The sequence below is a fragment of the Evansella halocellulosilytica genome (assembly GCF_002335745.1).
Lineage (GTDB): Bacteria > Bacillota > Bacilli > Bacillales > Salisediminibacteriaceae > Bacillus_CA > Bacillus_CA halocellulosilytica.
On sequence record NZ_NIST01000001.1, the window covers coordinates 417949 to 435531 of the forward strand.

Sequence of the window (17583 nt, forward strand, 5' to 3'; positions counted from 1 at the left end):
ATAAGTACCTTGATTCTTTTAGTGGAGATAAAAACGATACCGTATAAAAAAAAGACAATTATGGGTAAAAGAAATGATTAAAGATTTTTTTAGTTTAAGGGAAGTTAGAGCGTAGTTTTCACCGGCCAACGATTCACTTCACTTTCAAACTTTGGCGGCTTTTCTGGAGATGTTAAATTCAGTTATTAGTGTTGCTTCACATCATCAAATTGATATGGAACAGACTCCTCCGTTCTCTTTTCAAGTTCATGTGAGAGTTTTTTCGATGAAATGATCGAAAAGGCAAATGGTCTATATTGGTTAGGAAATTTAGCGATTAATTCGACAGTACGGCCATCAAATTGATACCGAACAAGATTTTTCATTTCAATTACCGTCTTTACATTCGTAAATAACGGAACAAATAGCACATAATTTTTAGTTACAACTAAGTAACCTCGTTTTTCCAGACTATGTCTAACGGCATCAACGATGAGGATTGTGTCTTCTTTTACGATCGCCTTCACTTTATATTTTACAATTGCGGCAATCAATAAGTCGATTCCAAAGGACAATATAACAGCTGTCAGCAAACTGAGTAAACTGTAAATCACCCCCCACTGGCTAAGAAAAACCGTTCCAAATACCCCAAATAAAAGCCAACTGACAATGTAACGAAAATATTTATCGGTAAACGGTCCAGCAAGTCCGTTCATACATTTTCACCCCCTTTTTAAATATATAGTTTATTAATATACCACAAACTACAAAATTATTAAACTAATTTGTTCTATTCAACCTCTTGAAGGACATAGAATCCGTTATTTTCACAAAAGACGATTATTTTTATAGCGCTGGAGGACATCCAATCCGTTATATCGTGAAAAGGATGAGAAAAATCGTAACGAATCATTTGGTCAGCTACATTCAATATTTTAGCTTTTTAGGCATCCGGATATAAACAAAACTATCGTCCATAAGTTTCATCATTTCTGATGGTACAAAAAATGCCCGGTATCTCCAATACAAAGTATAGAAAAACACAATTGATTGTATCTATACCTATGGAGAGCCGAGCACTGCTTCCTAATAGAGGATGCTCAAAAATCCGAGTAAAATAGCTTTCGTATCTCTGCGTTGACTCGTTTCTCTGTTACGCACGTATGAACACCATACGCGCCGCTACTCAAAACTTTGTCGCATAGATCTACTTGATTCCTTTTGTTCTTCTTTTTGAACACGCACTAATATTTAAATCTTAACAAGTCGCCGTATATAATTTTGTCAGAGTAGTAAAGTTCTGATTCACCTTTTTCTTTAGCTGAAAGACAATGATCCATGGAAATCTCTTCACCTGTATGATTGTCATAACACGTTTCTGCCGTATAGATGATTTCATCTGTAATAACTGTACCATTCCTTAATACGGCAAAATCCTCTCTTTGATCATTGAGTAAGTCTGAGCCAAACATGAAAAATTCCTCTTCTTGAATTCCTAAAAGGTTCATTAACGTTGGCATGACATCAATTTGGCCTGATACCGAACTAATTGTTTCCCCTTCCATTCCAGGAATATGAATAATGAGCGGTACACGTTCAAGCTTAACTGATTCGAATTGGTCTAGGTCTTTATCTAAATAATCACCTAACTCATCATAATGACTCTCAGCAATACCATAATGATCACCATACATGACTAACATTGTATTTTCATAGATACCTTGTTCTTTTAATTTCTCAACGAGATCTTTCATCGCTTCATCCGTATAGCGAACTGTCGGAAAATACCGATTTACGATCTCGCTTTCCGAATCATAACGATCAATGAAGTGGTCCTCGGGATCTAGTTCATAAGGGAAATGATTCGTTAAAGTAAGAAAGGTACCGTAAAACGGCTTTCGTATTTCTTCTACATATTCCATTGATTGTTCAATCCAGTCGATATCCTTCAAGCCCCATCCAACTGTATTATCCTCATTAATGTCATAGTCATCAAATGAATAGTACCGATCGTAACCTAGATTTTCATACATGACATCGCGATTATAAAACGTCTCATCGTTTGCATGAAATGACGCAGTGTGATAGCCGATATCCCTTAACATTTCAGGAAGTGCAAAATATTTGTGATCTGCATGTGTATGAAATACTGCCCCTCGCCCTAACGGATAAAGGGAATTGTTTATTAAAAATTCTGCATCTGACGTCTTCCCTTGACCAGTTTGATAATAGAAATTGTCAAAATAAAAGCTTTCTTCAATGAGCCCGTTCATGAATGGCGTAATTTCTTGACCATTCACTTCCTCACCGATAACAAAGTTTTCAACCGATTCTAACGAAACAACGATCACATTCATTCCTTCAGCAGCCCCGAAATACTCACTGTTCGCATTGACTCTGCGTTGGTCCAAGTGTTCTTCGATATCGTCCCAGTCATCTTTTTCAGCAAATACCGTCTGAGTACTTGTAGACATATGAACAAATGCATCATATACATAAAAGTTATATAAACCAATCGATTGCACAAGATGATCACGGTTAAAAGAGTGAGCCCGAGTGTCAGATGTCCCTAATCGATCTGCTTGGGAAACGCCGACAATTGTTAAAGCAGTCACCGCAATAATCGCATACTTATGTTTTCCTTGTTTAAGTGGTGTTTGGCGAACGGACAAGTATTGAGGCTTTTTCATGATGAGAAAACCGATAATAAAAATATCGATGAAAAAGAACAGGTCATACCACTGAATCAATTCAATTATACTCGTGCTTAAGTCACCCATATTCGTACTCATCACTAGCATAGGCAACGTGATAACATCACTGAATTCCCTGTAATAGACCGCATTCGAGTATAAAACTACTGTCAATAACAGACTAATGACAAAATAATACTTACTTTGTATATTAGGCTTCATTAAAAGTCCGATACTAAAAACAACGAGCAGAAATGCAAGTGGATTTAACGCAAAAATTACACCTTCAAATACTTGATTTATATTTAAATTGAAAGTAAAAATAGAAACAATAAATGTCTTTAACCATATGACAGCGAGGCAAAAAAGCATCAGCTTATGGTCACGGACAAAGGCTTTCATAATAGCCATCCTTTCTTCACATTTCCCTTATACTAAAGGTTGTTCAAACATAATCCCTCTCTAGTTAAACGAGCAATAATAAGAAATTATTCCTATTCATTTTATGAAAGAAGACAACTCTCCTACAATAATTGTTTCATATTTACATTTTTTTATAGATTTCGCAGGCTTGTTCAACCGGAATGATGACTTACTCTCCTATACCCTGTTCACGATAAACATTAACCAAACCCTTCTATATAATAGAGACGATACACAAATGATGAAAGTTTCAAAATTCTCTGGAAGCTGATACAATGAAAGGGATGACTACATAAGATAAGGGAGAATAGACATGGGACAATTTGAACAAAAATTAGAAAAGTACGCTGAATTAGCGGTTAAAATCGGTGTCAATGTTCAAAAAGGACAGACGTTAGTCGTTTCTGCACCAATTTCCTCTGCTGATTTAGTAAGGAAGATTGCCAAGAAAGCATATGAGGCTGGAGCGAAAAATGTTCATATTGAGTGGAGTGATGACGAATTAACTCGAATGAAATTTGATATGGCTCCATTTGAAGCTTTCAAAGATTACCCACTTTGGAAAGCAAAAGGGTTTGAAGAGATGGCCGAAAACGGGGCTGCATTTATGACCGTAAAATCAACTGACCCAGACCTTTTGAAAGGTGTAGATCCTGAGCGAATTGCAACTGCAAACAAAACTGCTGGAAAAGCAATGGATACGTTCCGCAAGTATATTCAATCAGACAAGTTAAGTTGGCTTGTTGTTGCTGCTCCTTCAAAATCATGGGCAGCGAAAGTATTCCCAGATGCATCTGAAGAGGAGCAAGAAGCTAAATTATGGGAAGCAATGTTCGAAGCGGTTCGTGTAAACACTGCAGACCCTGTGGCTGCCTGGAAAGAGCATGACACGAATTTACAGACAAAAGCGCAATTTTTGAACGAAAAAAATTATCAGAAACTCCATTACCGCGCCCCTGGAACAGATTTAACGATTGAGCTGCCAGAAGGCCACATATGGAAAGGTGGTGGCGGTGCAAACGAAGCAGGTGTTCATTTTGTAGCGAATATGCCTACTGAAGAAGTGTTTACTGCACCGAAAAAACAAGGTGTCAATGGATATGTCACAAATACAAAACCACTTAATTACGGCGGAAATTTAATTGATAAGTTCACTTTAACATTTAAAGACGGCAAAGTTGTTGATTATAAAGCTGAAGTCGGTGCAGACACGCTCAAACATTTACTTGACACGGATGAAGGCGCGAAATTTTTAGGTGAAGTAGCACTCGTTCCACATAGTTCACCTATTTCACAGTCAGGTATTCTATTTTACAATACTCTTTATGACGAAAATGCATCGAATCACATTGCATTAGGTAGCGCGTACACATTCTGTGTCAAAGGCGGACCTAAAATGTCTAAGGAAGACCAAGAAAAAGTCGGCTTAAACCAAAGTATTACTCACGTCGACTTTATGATCGGCTCAGGAGAAATGGATATTGACGGGGTAAAAGCTGACGGTACGAGTGAACCTTTATTCCGTCAAGGAGAATGGGCAATCTAACCTCTTCATCATTTTTAATCAACCTCACATAAGGCATGACGAATAGCGCAGCTTCTGTTAATCTTTTAGCAGGAGCTGTTACTATTTTTTCTTTATTTGGAGGCGAAACATATGACGATGAAAAAAGCGATTACAATTGCCGGTTCCGATACGAGTGGTGGGGCCGGCATTCAGGCAGACTTAACAACATTTCATGAACTTGGTGTTTACGGAATGAATGCCTTGACGACTATTGTAACGATGGATCCAAAAAATAATTGGGCTCATCAAGTTTTCCCACAACCGATCGACGTTGTAGAGACACAGTTAGAAACGATTCTTGATGGTATCGGTGTCGATGCAGCCAAAACGGGGATGCTCGGTTCTAGTGAAATGATCGAAATGGCAGCTGAGAAATTAACGGAAAAGAATATAAAGAACGTTGTTGTTGACCCTGTTATGGTGTGTAAAGGTGCAGATGAACCTCTTCACCCAGAGCATACAATCAGCTATCGCCAATCACTTGTGCCAATTGCAACTGTTGTGACACCTAATTTATTCGAAGCTGGCCAGTTAAGCGGAGTTAAACCGATTGAAACGGTCGAGCAAATGAAAGAAGCTGCTGTAAAAATAAAAGAGCTAGGGGCAAAATACGTCTTGATTAAAGGCGGAAGTTCAATAGGCGGAACAGCAGTTGATGTTTTTTATGATGGAGAAACATTCGAACTTTTAGAATCTGAAAAAATCGAGACCGACTATACTCACGGTGCCGGCTGCACATACGCTGCAGCGATTTGTGCGGGGCTGGCAAATGGTCATGATGCTCATACAGCTGTCAAAGCTGCAAAATCCTTTATTACGAATGCTATTTGTGAATCGTTCCCATTAAACGAATACATTGGCCCTGTTAAACGATATGCAAACCGAAGCGTCAAATAATAAGTAGATGAAGGCTGTCCAAAGTGAACTTTGAGGGCAGCTCTTTTTATTTTCTTATTTAATAGAATTCAAAATCACTATTGCTGGAAGCTTTCACCAAATAGATAAGTGCGACATCTACTCAAACTGCATGCACTCCCAGCTTATTTTAGCTCAATTAAATACCGTTAGCCTTCTTTCACTTTCTCCCTCCTCTCTATTTCAACCTTTCAGTTAACATTCGACTACATAGTTATAATGACCTATTCATTACAAGAAAAATATCGTTTTCTGTCAAATCAGAATTTTCCAATAATTAAGTATCGGCGAGTATTATTTAGTAAAACGAAGAAAAGTGAATTTGTTCGCAGTACATAGATTATAACGAGCATTGAGAAAAAGAATGTCGTTGAATAGAATAAGGCAGACAACTTAGTACAAACAGAAAAAATATTGAGGGGGGGCAATTTTATTGAAGCTGGAACGTTACAAATCAATCTTTCTATTGATCTCACTTGTGATCATTCTTGCTGCGTGCAGCGATAATGACGAGGAGACGAGCAGCGTTATTGATGAATCAACTGGGGAGGATGTTGAACACGGTGAAATTGTACGAGACATTGTCATTAATAGTTCGACCCAAGAGGCAAACAGGCAAAACTATGAAGCTGCACTCATGATGCAAACTCAATGGGAAGAGCTAGGAATGAACGTCTCTGTCGAACCACTTGAATTCAATACACTTACAGGCCGTTTATATGGTGACTCACAAGAGTTCGATGTGTATACAATCGGCTGGTCTGGAAGAGTGGAACGAATCGATCCTGATATGTTCTTATACTCTATCTTCCACTCATCAAACACAGAACCGGGTGGGAATAACACAACTGGCTATAGTAACCCTGCTTATGATGAATTAGCAGATGCCCAACGAAAAGAGATGGATCCGGACGAACGCAGGGAAATCGTCTTTGAAGCCCAACAAATGCTTGCTGACGAAGCTCCATTAATTACACTTTATGCACGTGATCTTTATCATGCATATAATCATGAACGATTTACAAATATGAATGCGATGCCTGGTGAGGGAATTTTCAGTGAATGGATGCCAATGGATGCTGAGCCGTTAACCGATGATGCCACTTTACGTATCGCAAGTATTCATGACTTGGACACTTTAAACCCACTAGCTGCAAATAGTGTTTATGAATGGAGAAACCTTCGTCTTATTTATGATAAACTCATCCGCTTAACACCAGAAGGGGAACCTGAACCTTGGGCAGCTGAAAGCTGGGACATTGTGGATGACACAACAATTGACGTAACAGTACGAGACGGAATGAATTTCCATGATGGTGAACCTGTTACGGTTGAAGATGTTGCTTTCTCCTATGAATATATGATTGATTGGGAAGTTGGCTACTTTTTGGCATTTCTAAACCCAATCGATACAGTAGAAATTGTCGATGATAATACTGTCCGTTTCACATTAAATGAACCATATGCTCCATTTATAAACAACACATTAGCGCAAATCCCAATCTTGCCAAAACATATTTGGGAAACAATCGTTGAAGATGAAGGATTGAATCACCCCGAAGAATTTAATAATGATGAAGTGATTGGCAGCGGTCCATTTACATTTGAAGTTTGGAGACGTGGCGAAGAACTTCGAACAGCTAGATTCGATGATCATTTTTATGATGTCAATATTGACGGTTACATCGTTGATCTTTATTCACAAAATGAAGGAGTCATGACAGCACTTGAAACTGGCGATGTTGATACGAACGGAGAACAATTTATCCCAGCACATATTAATCAGGCAGAAAGCCTAGCACATTTGGAAATGATTGAAGTTCCTGATATCGGCTATCAATATGTTAGTTTCAACACCCGACTAGAGCCTTTCGATGACACAGCATTCCGTCAAGCGATTGCCCATACAATTGACTTCGATGAAATTCTCGATGTTCATTTAGAAGGGTTCGGACAACGAGGCGGATCTGGGCTTGTCATTAATGAAGCAAATGAATTTTGGCATAATCCCGATGTTGAACGTCCTGAATTTGACCCGGAGCGAGCAAGGGAAATACTTTCAGACGCTGGTTACACATGGGATGAAGATGGACGGTTAAGGATGCCAAACAATTAAATTTCTACGAGGAGAAAGTCGGCGCTCCGTCGACTTTCTCCATTTCAAGAACACTCAATTATGACCTCTTAAATAAAGGTGGTGGATCGTTACATCATGCTTAAATATATCGGTAAACGAACGATACAAATGGTCATTACTTTACTCATTGTTGCAACGTTAATTTTCCTTATGTTCCGTATCATGCCTGGAGATCCTTCTGCAGCAATGATTGATCCTTCCATCCCTCAAGAAGCTCGTGAACAAATGATGGAAAGGTACGGATTAAATGATGGATTGTGGACCCAGTATACCGTTTTTATGGCTGACTTATTACGCTTTGATTTTGGACAATCTTTTTATTACAACAGAGACACAATCGAAATTCTCGGAGATAAGCTGGCGTCTACTCTCATCTTAATGTTCGCTGCAATGATCTTCGCCTATGGAATCGGTGTGTTTGGCGGAGCTTGGATGGCATGGAGAAGAGGTACATGGGGAGAATCATTCGCTACAGTATTAGCTCTCGTATTCCGTTCTGCTCCAACATTTTGGCTCGGTATTATGGCCATTTATTTATTCTCAGTTATATTAGGCTGGTTTCCCCATTCAGGCATTCGAACATCTGGATACGAAGCAGATAATTGGATGCAGGTGTACTTTACGTGGGACTTTGTCTGGCATTTAATTTTACCGACGATCGTTGCCGGAGTATTTTTCTTAGCTACCCCGTTATTAATTATGCGCAATACAATGCTTGAAGTCATGGGTGAAGATTACATAGAAATGGCAAAAGCAAAAGGGGTTAAAGAAAGGAAAATTCTTTTTCGACATGCAGCAAGAAATGCTCTGCTTCCCGTCGTTACGGCTGGAGCCCTTTTTATCGGTTCTGCAATTGGCGGTCAAGTGTTAGTTGAGTATGTTTTCAGCTGGCCAGGCCTAGGACAGGAAATTGTTTTAGCGGCACAGCGACACGATTATCCATTAGCACAAGGTTCATTTATTATTATGGCTGCCCTCATTATGATTATGAATCTAGTAGCAGATATCGTCTATGCCTACCTTGATCCACGTATTTCTTATAAATAAATAGAAATGGGGTGAGCTTGTCTATGAGTAAATCAGCTGTACGAGCTAAAACAAATCCAGTACCGATTCAACCTAATCAAGACCCTAAACAAAACAAAAAGAAAAGTAATCATGTTTTTCGCATGTTTTTGAAAAATGTAAAAAGAGATAAATGGGCGTTAACTGGTTTGATCATCATCATTTTCTTCACTTTCGTAGCGATTTTTACAGATTTAATCGCTCCATATGATGTCTATGAAACGAACCGTGATGAATCTGGAGAAGTCGTCAGGCTACAGCCGCCTTCTACCGATCACTTATTCGGAACGACAAATACAGGAAGGGATGTATTTAGTCAAGTCGTCCAAGGAACTCGGACAGCAATGATTGTAGGTATATTAGCCGCAGTTCTTGTTACGTTTGTCGGTACAGCTATCGGGATTATTGCCGGTTATTTTGGAGGTTGGATCGATAACCTTCTCATGAGAATCGTCGATATCTTTTATGCGATTCCTTTTATCCCTTTTGTCATTGTCCTTGTCGCTCTATTGGAGCCAAGTATATGGAATATTATTTTAGCTGTCTCATTACTAACTTGGCGGACAGTTGCCCGTATTGTCCGTTCTCAAGTCCTTTCTGTAGCAAAACGTCCTTTTGTCAAAGCGGCTAAAGTTGCTGGAGCAGGTCACGGTCGGATTATGCTGCTCTATATTTTGCCAAATGTCGTCCCACTAGCTTTGTTAGAAATGGCGTTTATGGTCAATTGGGCGATTACCGCAGAAGCATCTGTTGCCTTTCTTGGATTTGGAGATCCTGGAATGACGAGCTGGGGACAGATTTTACACGATAACTTCTCAACTGGTAACTCTCGAACCGCTTGGTGGTGGGCTATCCCACCCGGCTTAGCTATCGTCTTACTTCTCGTTTCCATTTTCTTCGTCGCAAGAGCTCTGGAAGACATCGTGAATCCTAGGTTAAGGAGGAGATAATTGTGACAGCAGTATTGGAGGTTAACAATTTAAATATTGACTATGTGACAAAAGAAGGAACGCTCCAAGCCGTTCGTGATATCAATTTTAAACTTGAAGAAGGAGAACGCCTCGGTTTAGTCGGAGAAAGCGGTTGCGGGAAAACGACATTAGCAAAAGCATTGATGAGACTGCTTCCAGAAAACGGGGTCGTTTCAAATGGAGAAATTATCTTTAAAGGAAATGACCTTGTCCCAATGACAGATGAGCAAATCCGTCAGTTGCGCTGGAAGCACATTTCTATGATTTCACAAAGTGCTATGAATGCCTTAAATCCAGTATATACTGTTGGCGATCAAATTATTGAAGCGATTCAAACACATGATAAAGTTAGTAAAAAAGATGCGTATGCAAGGGCAGCCGACGTGTTTAATCTCGTAAACTTAGAAGAAAAGCGGCTAAAAGACTATCCACACCAAATGAGTGGCGGTATGAAACAACGGGCAATCATTGCCATGTCTCTCGTTCATGACCCTTCTCTTATTATTGCAGATGAACCGACAACCGCTTTAGATGTCGTTGTACAAGACAGAATTTTAAACCAAATTATTCAAGTTCAGAAAAAAATGAATAGCTCTATGGTGTTTATTACACACGATATATCAGTTGTATCAGAGACGTGTACGACTATTATTGTCATGTATGGTGGGAAAATGATGGAAAAAGCAAACAGACGCGATTTCTTTAAAAACCCTTATCACCCTTATTCGTTAGGTTTGCAAAATGCGTTTCCTAGTATTACTGATATGGGAGACGAATTGATTTCTATACCTGGCACGCCACCAAAGTTGATCAACCCTGAAGATGGTTGTCGATTTAAAGAACGCTGTCCATTCGCAACAAATAAATGCAACGAGACCCCAGAGCCTGTCGAAGTTGATAAAGATCATTTTGTTGCTTGCCATTATACAGATAAAGTGACGGAGTTTAGAGAAAAAGCCGCAAAATCTGCAACATGGGATCAACAACAAGAAAAACTGATCGAAACGTCTTAAGGAGGGATCGATTGTGCTAAATACAACAGTAAAAGAAATCGATCAAAACGCAGATAAATCTGTTTCAGAAAAACAACCATTCATTGAAATTAACCACCTGAAAAAGTATTACGATGTAGGAAGTGGATTTAAAGATTTATTTAAAAAAACGGAAACGAAAATAAAAGCAATTGATGATGTTTCTTTACAAATAAACGAAGGTGAAATACTTGGACTTGCCGGTGAAAGTGGCTCAGGAAAAACAACAACTGGAGAAGTACTCATCCGCCTGCAAGACCCGACTGCTGGTGAAATTTTTATCGATGGAAGAGATATCGCGAAGATTCGCGGCAAGAAAGAAAAGGAATTTCGTAAAGATGTACAAATGATATTTCAAGATCCCTACGAGACGTTAAACCCGCGTTTTACCATTTTTAGAACGATCGCTGAGCCATTAAAAATCCAAGGCCTGAAAGATCAGGAACAAATTATGAATCGTGTCATTAAAGCATTAGAAATTGCTGAACTCCGCCCAGCCCAAGATTATTTACAACGCTTCCCCCACGAACTTAGTGGCGGGCAACGGCAACGCGTTGCGATTGCCCGCGGCATCGTAAATGATCCGAAATTCATCGTAGCTGATGAGCCGGTATCTATGCTCGATGTCTCAATACGTGCAGGAATTTTAAATTTATTAAAAAGGCTACGTTCCGAAATGGGCTTAACGATGCTTTACGTGTCGCATGACCTTTCGACAATCAAATATTTATGCGACCGCATCGCAATTATGTATTTAGGGAAAATCGTTGAAATCGGATCTGTCAATGAAGTAATTAATAACCCTCAGCACCCTTACACGAAAACACTTCTCTCTGCTGTACCTGTGGCAGATCCTGATATCGTTCGTGAAAGGATGCAAGTAACTGACGAAGTACCAGATCAAATCCATTTACCCGAAGGGTGCCGCTTTACCCCAAGGTGTCCGTTTGCGACTGATGAATGCAAAACGTGTGACCATGAGTTACGAAAGCTTGGAGATGATCAATTTAGTGCCTGCATCTACAACGGCGATGAACTGTTTAACAAATAGCCATGATTCATTAAATGAGCTGCATATAGTGGTACTTTCGGTCTTGTTTCAAAAGCCACTTATTCCGTTACCACTTCCATAACGCTCAACTATAGAAGTTTCGCGGACATACGTTCCACTACTATGCAATTTTGGTGAACGATTCTCATGTTTTCACTAAATAACGAATCCGATGTCCGCCAAAAATCACAGCAGATTATTGGAGCACCTAGGCAGACCTATGCGGACACTGAGTTCGCTAAATGCCCGAAAAGAGGTAATTTTCGGAGATTGGAGGTCACAGGATCCGCTATTGAGTCAAAAAGTCAATGATTTCATATGTTTTGGAGTGAATAACGGAACAGGTGTCCTCGAAAGTTGCGAGAAAGGCGTTTTTTGTCAAATAAGAGATCAGATGTCCGCAAATAAAACCGATGACAACAACAAGAGTTTTGTTATACGAACGTAGTCTTGTTATAAAATCTCTTATATTTTTTTTCGAAAACTTGTTTCTATTTTTTCTGAATTTTTTATATAATAAGATAATCATAGAAAAAAGGGGGTATCTTATGCTCGAAAACATTATTGAAAGTGTAAATGATGTCGTCTGGGGTGTGCCCATGCTCATTTTAATTATGGGTACTGGAATCTATTTAACATTCAGACTTGCATTTTTACAATTTCGCACATTACCTTATGCATTAAAGTTAGCATTTAGCCCACGTTCCCAAGACAAAAAATCCAAAGGAGATATTACACATTTCCAAGCACTTACAACTGCACTGGCGGCAACTATCGGTACTGGTAACATTGCCGGGGTTGCAACTGCTGTTGTCCTAGGTGGACCCGGGGCCGTCTTCTGGATGTGGATTTCTGCTTTATTTGGAATGGCGACCAAATATGCAGAGGCTGTTCTAGCCGTTAAATACCGTGTGCAAAACAAAAACGGCGAATTTTCAGGCGGTCCAATGTATTACATTGAAAAAGGGCTAAAGTTAAAATGGTTAGCTGTTTTATTTGCTATTTTTGGAGCACTTGCTGCATTTGGAATTGGAAACGTCGTTCAATCAAATTCAGTGTCAGATGCATTAAGTGCCAGCTTTAATGTTCCATCTTGGGTAACCGGCCTCGTATTGATGGTTCTTGCAGGTCTTGTCATTCTTGGCGGTATTAAAGCAATCGGACGAGTAACAGCTTATTTTGTTCCTGTTATGGCATTATTTTATATTATTGCGGGACTCGTCATCATTGTCACGAATTGGGAACTTGTTCCTGCAGCTGTCTCGTTAATATTCACTGACGCCTTTACTGGTCAAGCTGCTGCCGGGGGTGCGATCGGAGCTGTTATCCGTTGGGGTGTCGCAAGAGGTGTATTTTCAAACGAAGCCGGTCTCGGTTCTGCACCTATTGCTGCTGCAGCAGCTAAAACTGACTACCCTGGTCGACAAGCACTCGTTTCAATGACACAAGTGTTTATTGACACGATTGTCGTTTGTTCAATCACAGGAATTGCGATCGTTATGGGTGACCTATATACAGGAGGCGCTTTACGGGGAGCTGACTTAACCTCTTCGACATTCGAATTTTTCCTTGGCGGAACAGGTGCGACGATCGTAGCAGTCGGTCTAACTTTCTTCGCGTTTTCGACCATTCTAGGATGGTCCTATTACGGAGAAAAATGTTTCGGTTACCTCTTCAAAGAAGAGTATGTAAAATATTATCGCTTTCTCTTCGTTATCTTAATTTTTGCCGGAGCAATTGGTAAAATCGATGTTGTATGGGGTTTTGCAGACATTATGAATGGTCTCATGGCAGTCCCTAACTTAATCGGACTTCTCGGTTTAGCAGGTGTCGTTGTTTCAGAGACCCACCGCTTCCTTAAAGTGGCGAGAGAAGAAAAGCTGCAGAAGAAAGATCCACATTCCGAAAATCAATGACCGATCGTTCCTAAGGCGCCACCTTGAACGGGTGGTGCCTTCATTTATTGGTAATTTATACATATTTAAAAGAATGTAGACAAAAACAAGGATTTATAATCATGAACGTCAAATACTATAGTTGATCATTTTATAGTTATGCATTAAAATTAAAATCATTGAATATTTATTAGGAGAGGTGACCATCTTGGAATCAAAACATCACGAACAGCAGTCTTCAGCAAGCATATGGAAGTTTATTATTCCGTCCTTATTAGGTATCGGATTATTTATGATGCCTATTCCAACAGAGGAAGGAATTACGATTCCGATTGCGCTTTTATCTGGAGGATTAGAAGACCTTCTAAGTGCCGCTCTACCAACAATTATGGCTTATATTATTTTATTGAGCGTCCTAGGAGTGATTATTCATAAAGGATTTCGCCCATCAGCATTAGAAGATAGTACGTTTTTTAAGAACTTATTCGATATTCATCCATTTTGGTTTATCGTACGAATCATTGCTGCTGTATTAGCTTTTATGACGCTTTATCAAATTGGTCCTGAGTGGGTACATGATGCGGATACGGGAGGACTTCTTCTCGGGAGCTTACTTCCTACGCTTTTTGCGGTCTTTTTATTTGCCGGACTTTTCTTGCCACTACTATTAAACTTCGGTTTACTAGAATTTTTCGGCTCTTTGTTAACGAAATTAATGCGTCCGTTATTTACGTTACCAGGCCGTTCATCGATTGATTCCTTGACATCATGGCTTGGCGACGGAACAATCGGTGTATTATTAACGAATAAACAATACGAAGAAGGCTACTATTCAAAGCGAGAAGCAGCGGTTATTGGTACGACATTTTCAGTCGTTTCGATTACGTTTTCACTCGTCGTCATAACCGAGGTCGGCCTTGACCATATGTTTGTTCCTTTTTATTTTACGGTCTTTATTTCAGGGTTAATCGCAGCCCTCATTATGCCCCGTATTCCACCGCTTTCTCGTAAGAAAAGTGAGTATGTGAGCGGCAACGAAGGAAAATTGGACGAGTCAATTCCTTCTGGCTACAACCCATTCAGTTGGGGTTTTAAAAAAGCTAGAGAACGTGCTGATAAAAATACGAGTTTCGTTGGCTTCTTTAAAGATGGATCTAAAAATGTCCTCGATATGCTTGTCGGAGTAGCACCAGTTGTAATGGCATTTGGTACGATTGCAGTCATTATTGCTGAATTTACACCGGTATTCACATGGCTCGGTACTCCTTTCGTGCCAATTTTAGAAGCTATGCGTGTTCCAGAAGCAAGTGCAGCCGCAGAAACGCTCGTTGTTGGCTTTGCTGATATGTTTCTACCAGCTATCTTCGCTAGTGGTATCGAAAGTGAGATGACGCGATTTATTATTGCCTGTGTATCAGTCACTCAGCTCATCTATTTATCTGAAGTCGGTGGAGTATTATTAGGTTCGAAGATTCCAATCAACTTCAAAGATCTTTTAATTATTTTTATTGAACGTACGTTAATTACATTGCCGATCATTACATTGATTGCACATATCATCTTTTAATAAAACTAATAAAGATATATGGCTTTTTGATAGAATGAGTTGTATGGGGTGCAGCGCTCGCAAATTCCGTTGTAGGTATTCTTGATTTCGTCAAAATATCTACTTGTGCTTTAGTTACCTTATGAATTGATAGAAAGGATCAGGCAACAATCTGCCTGATCCTTTTCATATATCTTATCCTTTTCTCGCGATAACCTCTACCTCAACTAATGCATCCTTTGGCAGCCGTGCTACTTCAACAGCGCTTCGTGCTGGATACGGCTCTTCAAATTGTTCAGCGTACAACTCGTTTACTCGTACAAAGTCATTCATATCTTTCATAAACACAGTCACTTTTATGACATCATTCATCGAACAGTTCGCCGCCTGCAATACAGCTTTTACATTGGCGAAAACTTGTTTCGTTTGTGCTTCCAGTCCTTCTTTCATTTCACCTGTTTCTGGATCTAAACCGATTTGCCCTGACGAGTAAACGATATCCCCCGAGATCACTGCTTGTGAATATGGACCGATTGCACTTGGTGCCTCATTCGTTTGTACAATTTTTTTCTCCATTATTTGTTTGCCTCCTTTATTTACTTTCCATGTAATAATTGAATTTGCCTTTGTTGCTCTGCTCGAATTCGTAACGCTTCGTGTGCTTGTCCTACTGATGTTTTTTGAAATGATACCGTGTGACCAGGTAATAATTGAGCAATTTTCCACAAATCAGCTGATATGACGTTTGCGATCTTTGGATAGCCGCCTGTCGTTTGCCTGTCAGCCATTAGCACAATTGGCTGGCCATTCCCTGGCACTTGTATTGAACCTTTTGCAACTGCATCAGTGACAATCTCGTGTTCTCCGATATGCGCTAACGAACTTCCTTCCAAACGATAACCCATTCGGTTTGAATTTGGGCTGACTTTATATGATGCAGAATAAAATGTATGAATTGCATCTTCTGTAAACATATGGGCTTGTGGCCCAGGAATAACTCGAACCAATTGATGGGACTTGTACGTTGGAATCATCGAGTGAGAGAGTCGGGCGCTATGAATCCTTCTTTTTTTATTATAAGAGAATTGACTTGAATTGCATATTAATGAGTCACCTGATTTTAATGTTCTGCCTTCATAACCTCCGAATTTTCCAGCAGTGTACGTCGAGCTGCTTCCCATCACTTTTTTTACAGAGAACCCTCCTGCAACTGTTAAATAAGCCCTTGCCCCTTCTGCAGGTTTTCCAAATCGTAAGGTCTGTCCTTCTCTCATAAACATTTTACACCACGTTCCGACAGGTTCATGATCAATCGTTGGATTAAGGTCCGCCCCTGTTATACAAATCATTAAGTCACTTTCAGCTTTTAAACTTGGACCAACCATCGTAATTTCAAGACCAGCAGCAGATTGCTTATTTCCTAACAAAAGATTGCCCATTTGAAGTGCATCTTCATCCATTGCTCCAGAAGGTGCCACGCCAAATTGTTGGTAATGATAACGCCCAATATCCTGAATCGTAGTATGTAATCCTGGCTCTATGACATGAAAGGCTTTCCTCATCGTCTCTCACCGATTGTTTCTAGTCTGATCTCTTCGTTCATAAAAAGCTGCCTAAGTTCTTTCACAAAGCTAAGTGCTTGCGCTCCATCTCCGTGTACACATAAAGTATCTGCTTGAATAGGGATCTCTGTTCCATCAACTGCCGTTACCGTATTCATTTTCGCCATTTGCAGTGCTTGTTCCTTTGCTTTTTTCGGGTCATGAATAACAGCATGTTCTTGATTTCTTGGAGTTAGTGTTCCATCCGCTTCATATGTACGGTCGGCAAATACTTCTTCCGCCACAGTCAGCCCTGCAGCTTTACCTGTCTTCACAAGCTCGCTGTTCGCTAAACCGTATAATATTAGAGATTCATCGGTGCTTTTAAGAGCATTTACAATTGCTTCAGCGATTATTGGATCTTTCGCTGCCATATTGTAAAGAGCTCCATGCGGCTTCACATGATGTAACTTCGTACCGTACAAATGTGTAAAGCCTTTTAATGCATTTATTTGATAAACGATCATATTATATACATCATCGGATGAAACCTCCATATAACGTCTGCCGAATCCCGCTAAGTCAGGAAGGCCTGGATGTGCACCGATGGCAACCCCTTTTTCAGCAGCTATTTTTACAGTTTTATGCATCACATTATAATCACCTGCATGAAATCCGCAAGCAACATTTGCAGACGTCACATAATGTAACACTTGTTCATCCTCACCCATTTTGTAGTGACCGAAGCTTTCTCCTAGGTCACAGTTTA

At 39.8% G+C, this 17583-nt stretch carries 14 protein-coding genes; 9 read left to right on the forward strand and 5 right to left on the reverse strand.

Annotation, left to right across the window (positions count from 1 at the left end; translation table 11 throughout):
• Positions 1-185 precede the first annotated feature (185 nt).
• Both CD001_RS01880 and CD001_RS01885 read right to left on the reverse strand, forming a co-directional pair.
• Entirely contained in the window at positions 186-695 is a 510-nt protein-coding gene (locus CD001_RS01880) for a hypothetical protein (protein WP_096185946.1), read from the reverse strand.
• Positions 696-1223: 528 nt separating this feature from the next.
• Positions 1224-3074, reverse strand: coding sequence for an LTA synthase family protein (locus CD001_RS01885; RefSeq protein ID WP_096185947.1), 1851 nt, complete (start codon positions 3072-3074; stop codon positions 1224-1226).
• 334 nt (positions 3075-3408) lie between these two features.
• Between CD001_RS01885 and CD001_RS01890 the strand changes: the two genes are divergently transcribed.
• The 9 genes from CD001_RS01890 to CD001_RS01935 all read left to right on the forward strand — a co-directional run bounded on the left by CD001_RS01890 (position 3409) and on the right by CD001_RS01935 (position 15294).
• Complete coding sequence (locus CD001_RS01890; protein ID WP_096185948.1) at positions 3409-4641, forward strand: aminopeptidase; 1233 nt, start codon at positions 3409-3411, stop codon at positions 4639-4641.
• A gap of 111 nt (positions 4642-4752) precedes the next feature.
• Entirely contained in the window at positions 4753-5559 is an 807-nt protein-coding gene (gene pdxK, locus CD001_RS01895; RefSeq protein WP_096185949.1) for a pyridoxine/pyridoxal/pyridoxamine kinase, read from the forward strand.
• A gap of 451 nt (positions 5560-6010) precedes the next feature.
• The gene (locus CD001_RS01900) at positions 6011-7693 is read left to right on the forward strand and encodes an ABC transporter substrate-binding protein (RefSeq protein ID WP_218839230.1); all 1683 of its coding nucleotides are present in this window, start codon (positions 6011-6013) and stop codon (positions 7691-7693) included.
• Positions 7694-7789: 96 nt separating this feature from the next.
• Positions 7790-8761 (forward strand): ABC transporter permease, encoded by a 972-nt coding sequence (locus tag CD001_RS01905; protein ID WP_096185950.1) that lies wholly within the window; start codon positions 7790-7792, stop codon positions 8759-8761.
• Between the two features lie 23 nt (positions 8762-8784).
• Positions 8785-9729, forward strand: coding sequence for an ABC transporter permease (locus tag CD001_RS01910; RefSeq protein WP_218839231.1), 945 nt, complete (start codon positions 8785-8787; stop codon positions 9727-9729).
• A 2-nt stretch (positions 9730-9731) separates the two neighbouring features.
• Positions 9732-10763: an ABC transporter ATP-binding protein gene (locus tag CD001_RS01915; RefSeq protein ID WP_096185951.1), complete on the forward strand. Its 1032-nt coding sequence runs from the start codon at positions 9732-9734 to the stop codon at positions 10761-10763.
• Positions 10764-10776: 13 nt separating this feature from the next.
• On the forward strand, positions 10777-11832 hold the full coding sequence (locus CD001_RS01920) for an ABC transporter ATP-binding protein (RefSeq protein WP_218839232.1): 1056 nt from the start codon (positions 10777-10779) through the stop codon (positions 11830-11832).
• Between the two features lie 548 nt (positions 11833-12380).
• Entirely contained in the window at positions 12381-13748 is a 1368-nt protein-coding gene (locus CD001_RS01930) for an alanine/glycine:cation symporter family protein (RefSeq protein ID WP_096185953.1), read from the forward strand.
• Between the two features lie 187 nt (positions 13749-13935).
• Positions 13936-15294: a YjiH family protein gene (locus tag CD001_RS01935; RefSeq protein ID WP_257009685.1), complete on the forward strand. Its 1359-nt coding sequence runs from the start codon at positions 13936-13938 to the stop codon at positions 15292-15294.
• Positions 15295-15468: 174 nt separating this feature from the next.
• Here the strand turns inward: CD001_RS01935 and CD001_RS01940 are convergent, their stop codons facing one another.
• The 3 genes from CD001_RS01940 to CD001_RS01950 are packed head-to-tail and all read right to left on the reverse strand — an operon-like array spanning position 15469 to position 17545.
• Complete coding sequence (locus CD001_RS01940; RefSeq protein WP_096185954.1) at positions 15469-15849, reverse strand: RidA family protein; 381 nt, start codon at positions 15847-15849, stop codon at positions 15469-15471.
• Positions 15850-15869: 20 nt separating this feature from the next.
• Positions 15870-16835: a 5-oxoprolinase subunit C family protein gene (locus tag CD001_RS01945; RefSeq protein WP_096185955.1), complete on the reverse strand. Its 966-nt coding sequence runs from the start codon at positions 16833-16835 to the stop codon at positions 15870-15872.
• Positions 16832-17545: a LamB/YcsF family protein gene (locus CD001_RS01950; RefSeq protein WP_257009959.1), complete on the reverse strand. Its 714-nt coding sequence runs from the start codon at positions 17543-17545 to the stop codon at positions 16832-16834. Before CD001_RS01950 ends, CD001_RS01945 begins: the two co-directional genes overlap by 4 nt.
• Positions 17546-17583 lie beyond the last annotated feature (38 nt).

Excerpts from the sequence above, each read along its gene's own strand:
- CD001_RS01930 (WP_096185953.1), top strand. The coding sequence starts at position 12,381 with ATGCTCGAAAACATTATTGAAAGTGTAAATGATGTCGTCTGGGGTGTG.
- pdxK (WP_096185949.1), top strand. The coding sequence starts at position 4,753 with ATGACGATGAAAAAAGCGATTACAATTGCCGGTTCCGATACGAGTGGT.
- CD001_RS01905 (WP_096185950.1), top strand. The coding sequence starts at position 7,790 with ATGCTTAAATATATCGGTAAACGAACGATACAAATGGTCATTACTTTA.
- CD001_RS01890 (WP_096185948.1), top strand. The coding sequence starts at position 3,409 with ATGGGACAATTTGAACAAAAATTAGAAAAGTACGCTGAATTAGCGGTT.
- CD001_RS01950 (WP_257009959.1), bottom strand. The coding sequence starts at position 17,545 with ATGGGTGAGGATGAACAAGTGTTACATTATGTGACGTCTGCAAATGTT.
- CD001_RS01885 (WP_096185947.1), bottom strand. The coding sequence starts at position 3,074 with ATGAAAGCCTTTGTCCGTGACCATAAGCTGATGCTTTTTTGCCTCGCT.
- CD001_RS01910 (WP_218839231.1), top strand. The coding sequence starts at position 8,785 with ATGAGTAAATCAGCTGTACGAGCTAAAACAAATCCAGTACCGATTCAA.
- CD001_RS01945 (WP_096185955.1), bottom strand. The coding sequence starts at position 16,835 with ATGAGGAAAGCCTTTCATGTCATAGAGCCAGGATTACATACTACGATT.
- CD001_RS01940 (WP_096185954.1), bottom strand. The coding sequence starts at position 15,849 with ATGGAGAAAAAAATTGTACAAACGAATGAGGCACCAAGTGCAATCGGT.
- CD001_RS01880 (WP_096185946.1), bottom strand. The coding sequence starts at position 695 with ATGAACGGACTTGCTGGACCGTTTACCGATAAATATTTTCGTTACATT.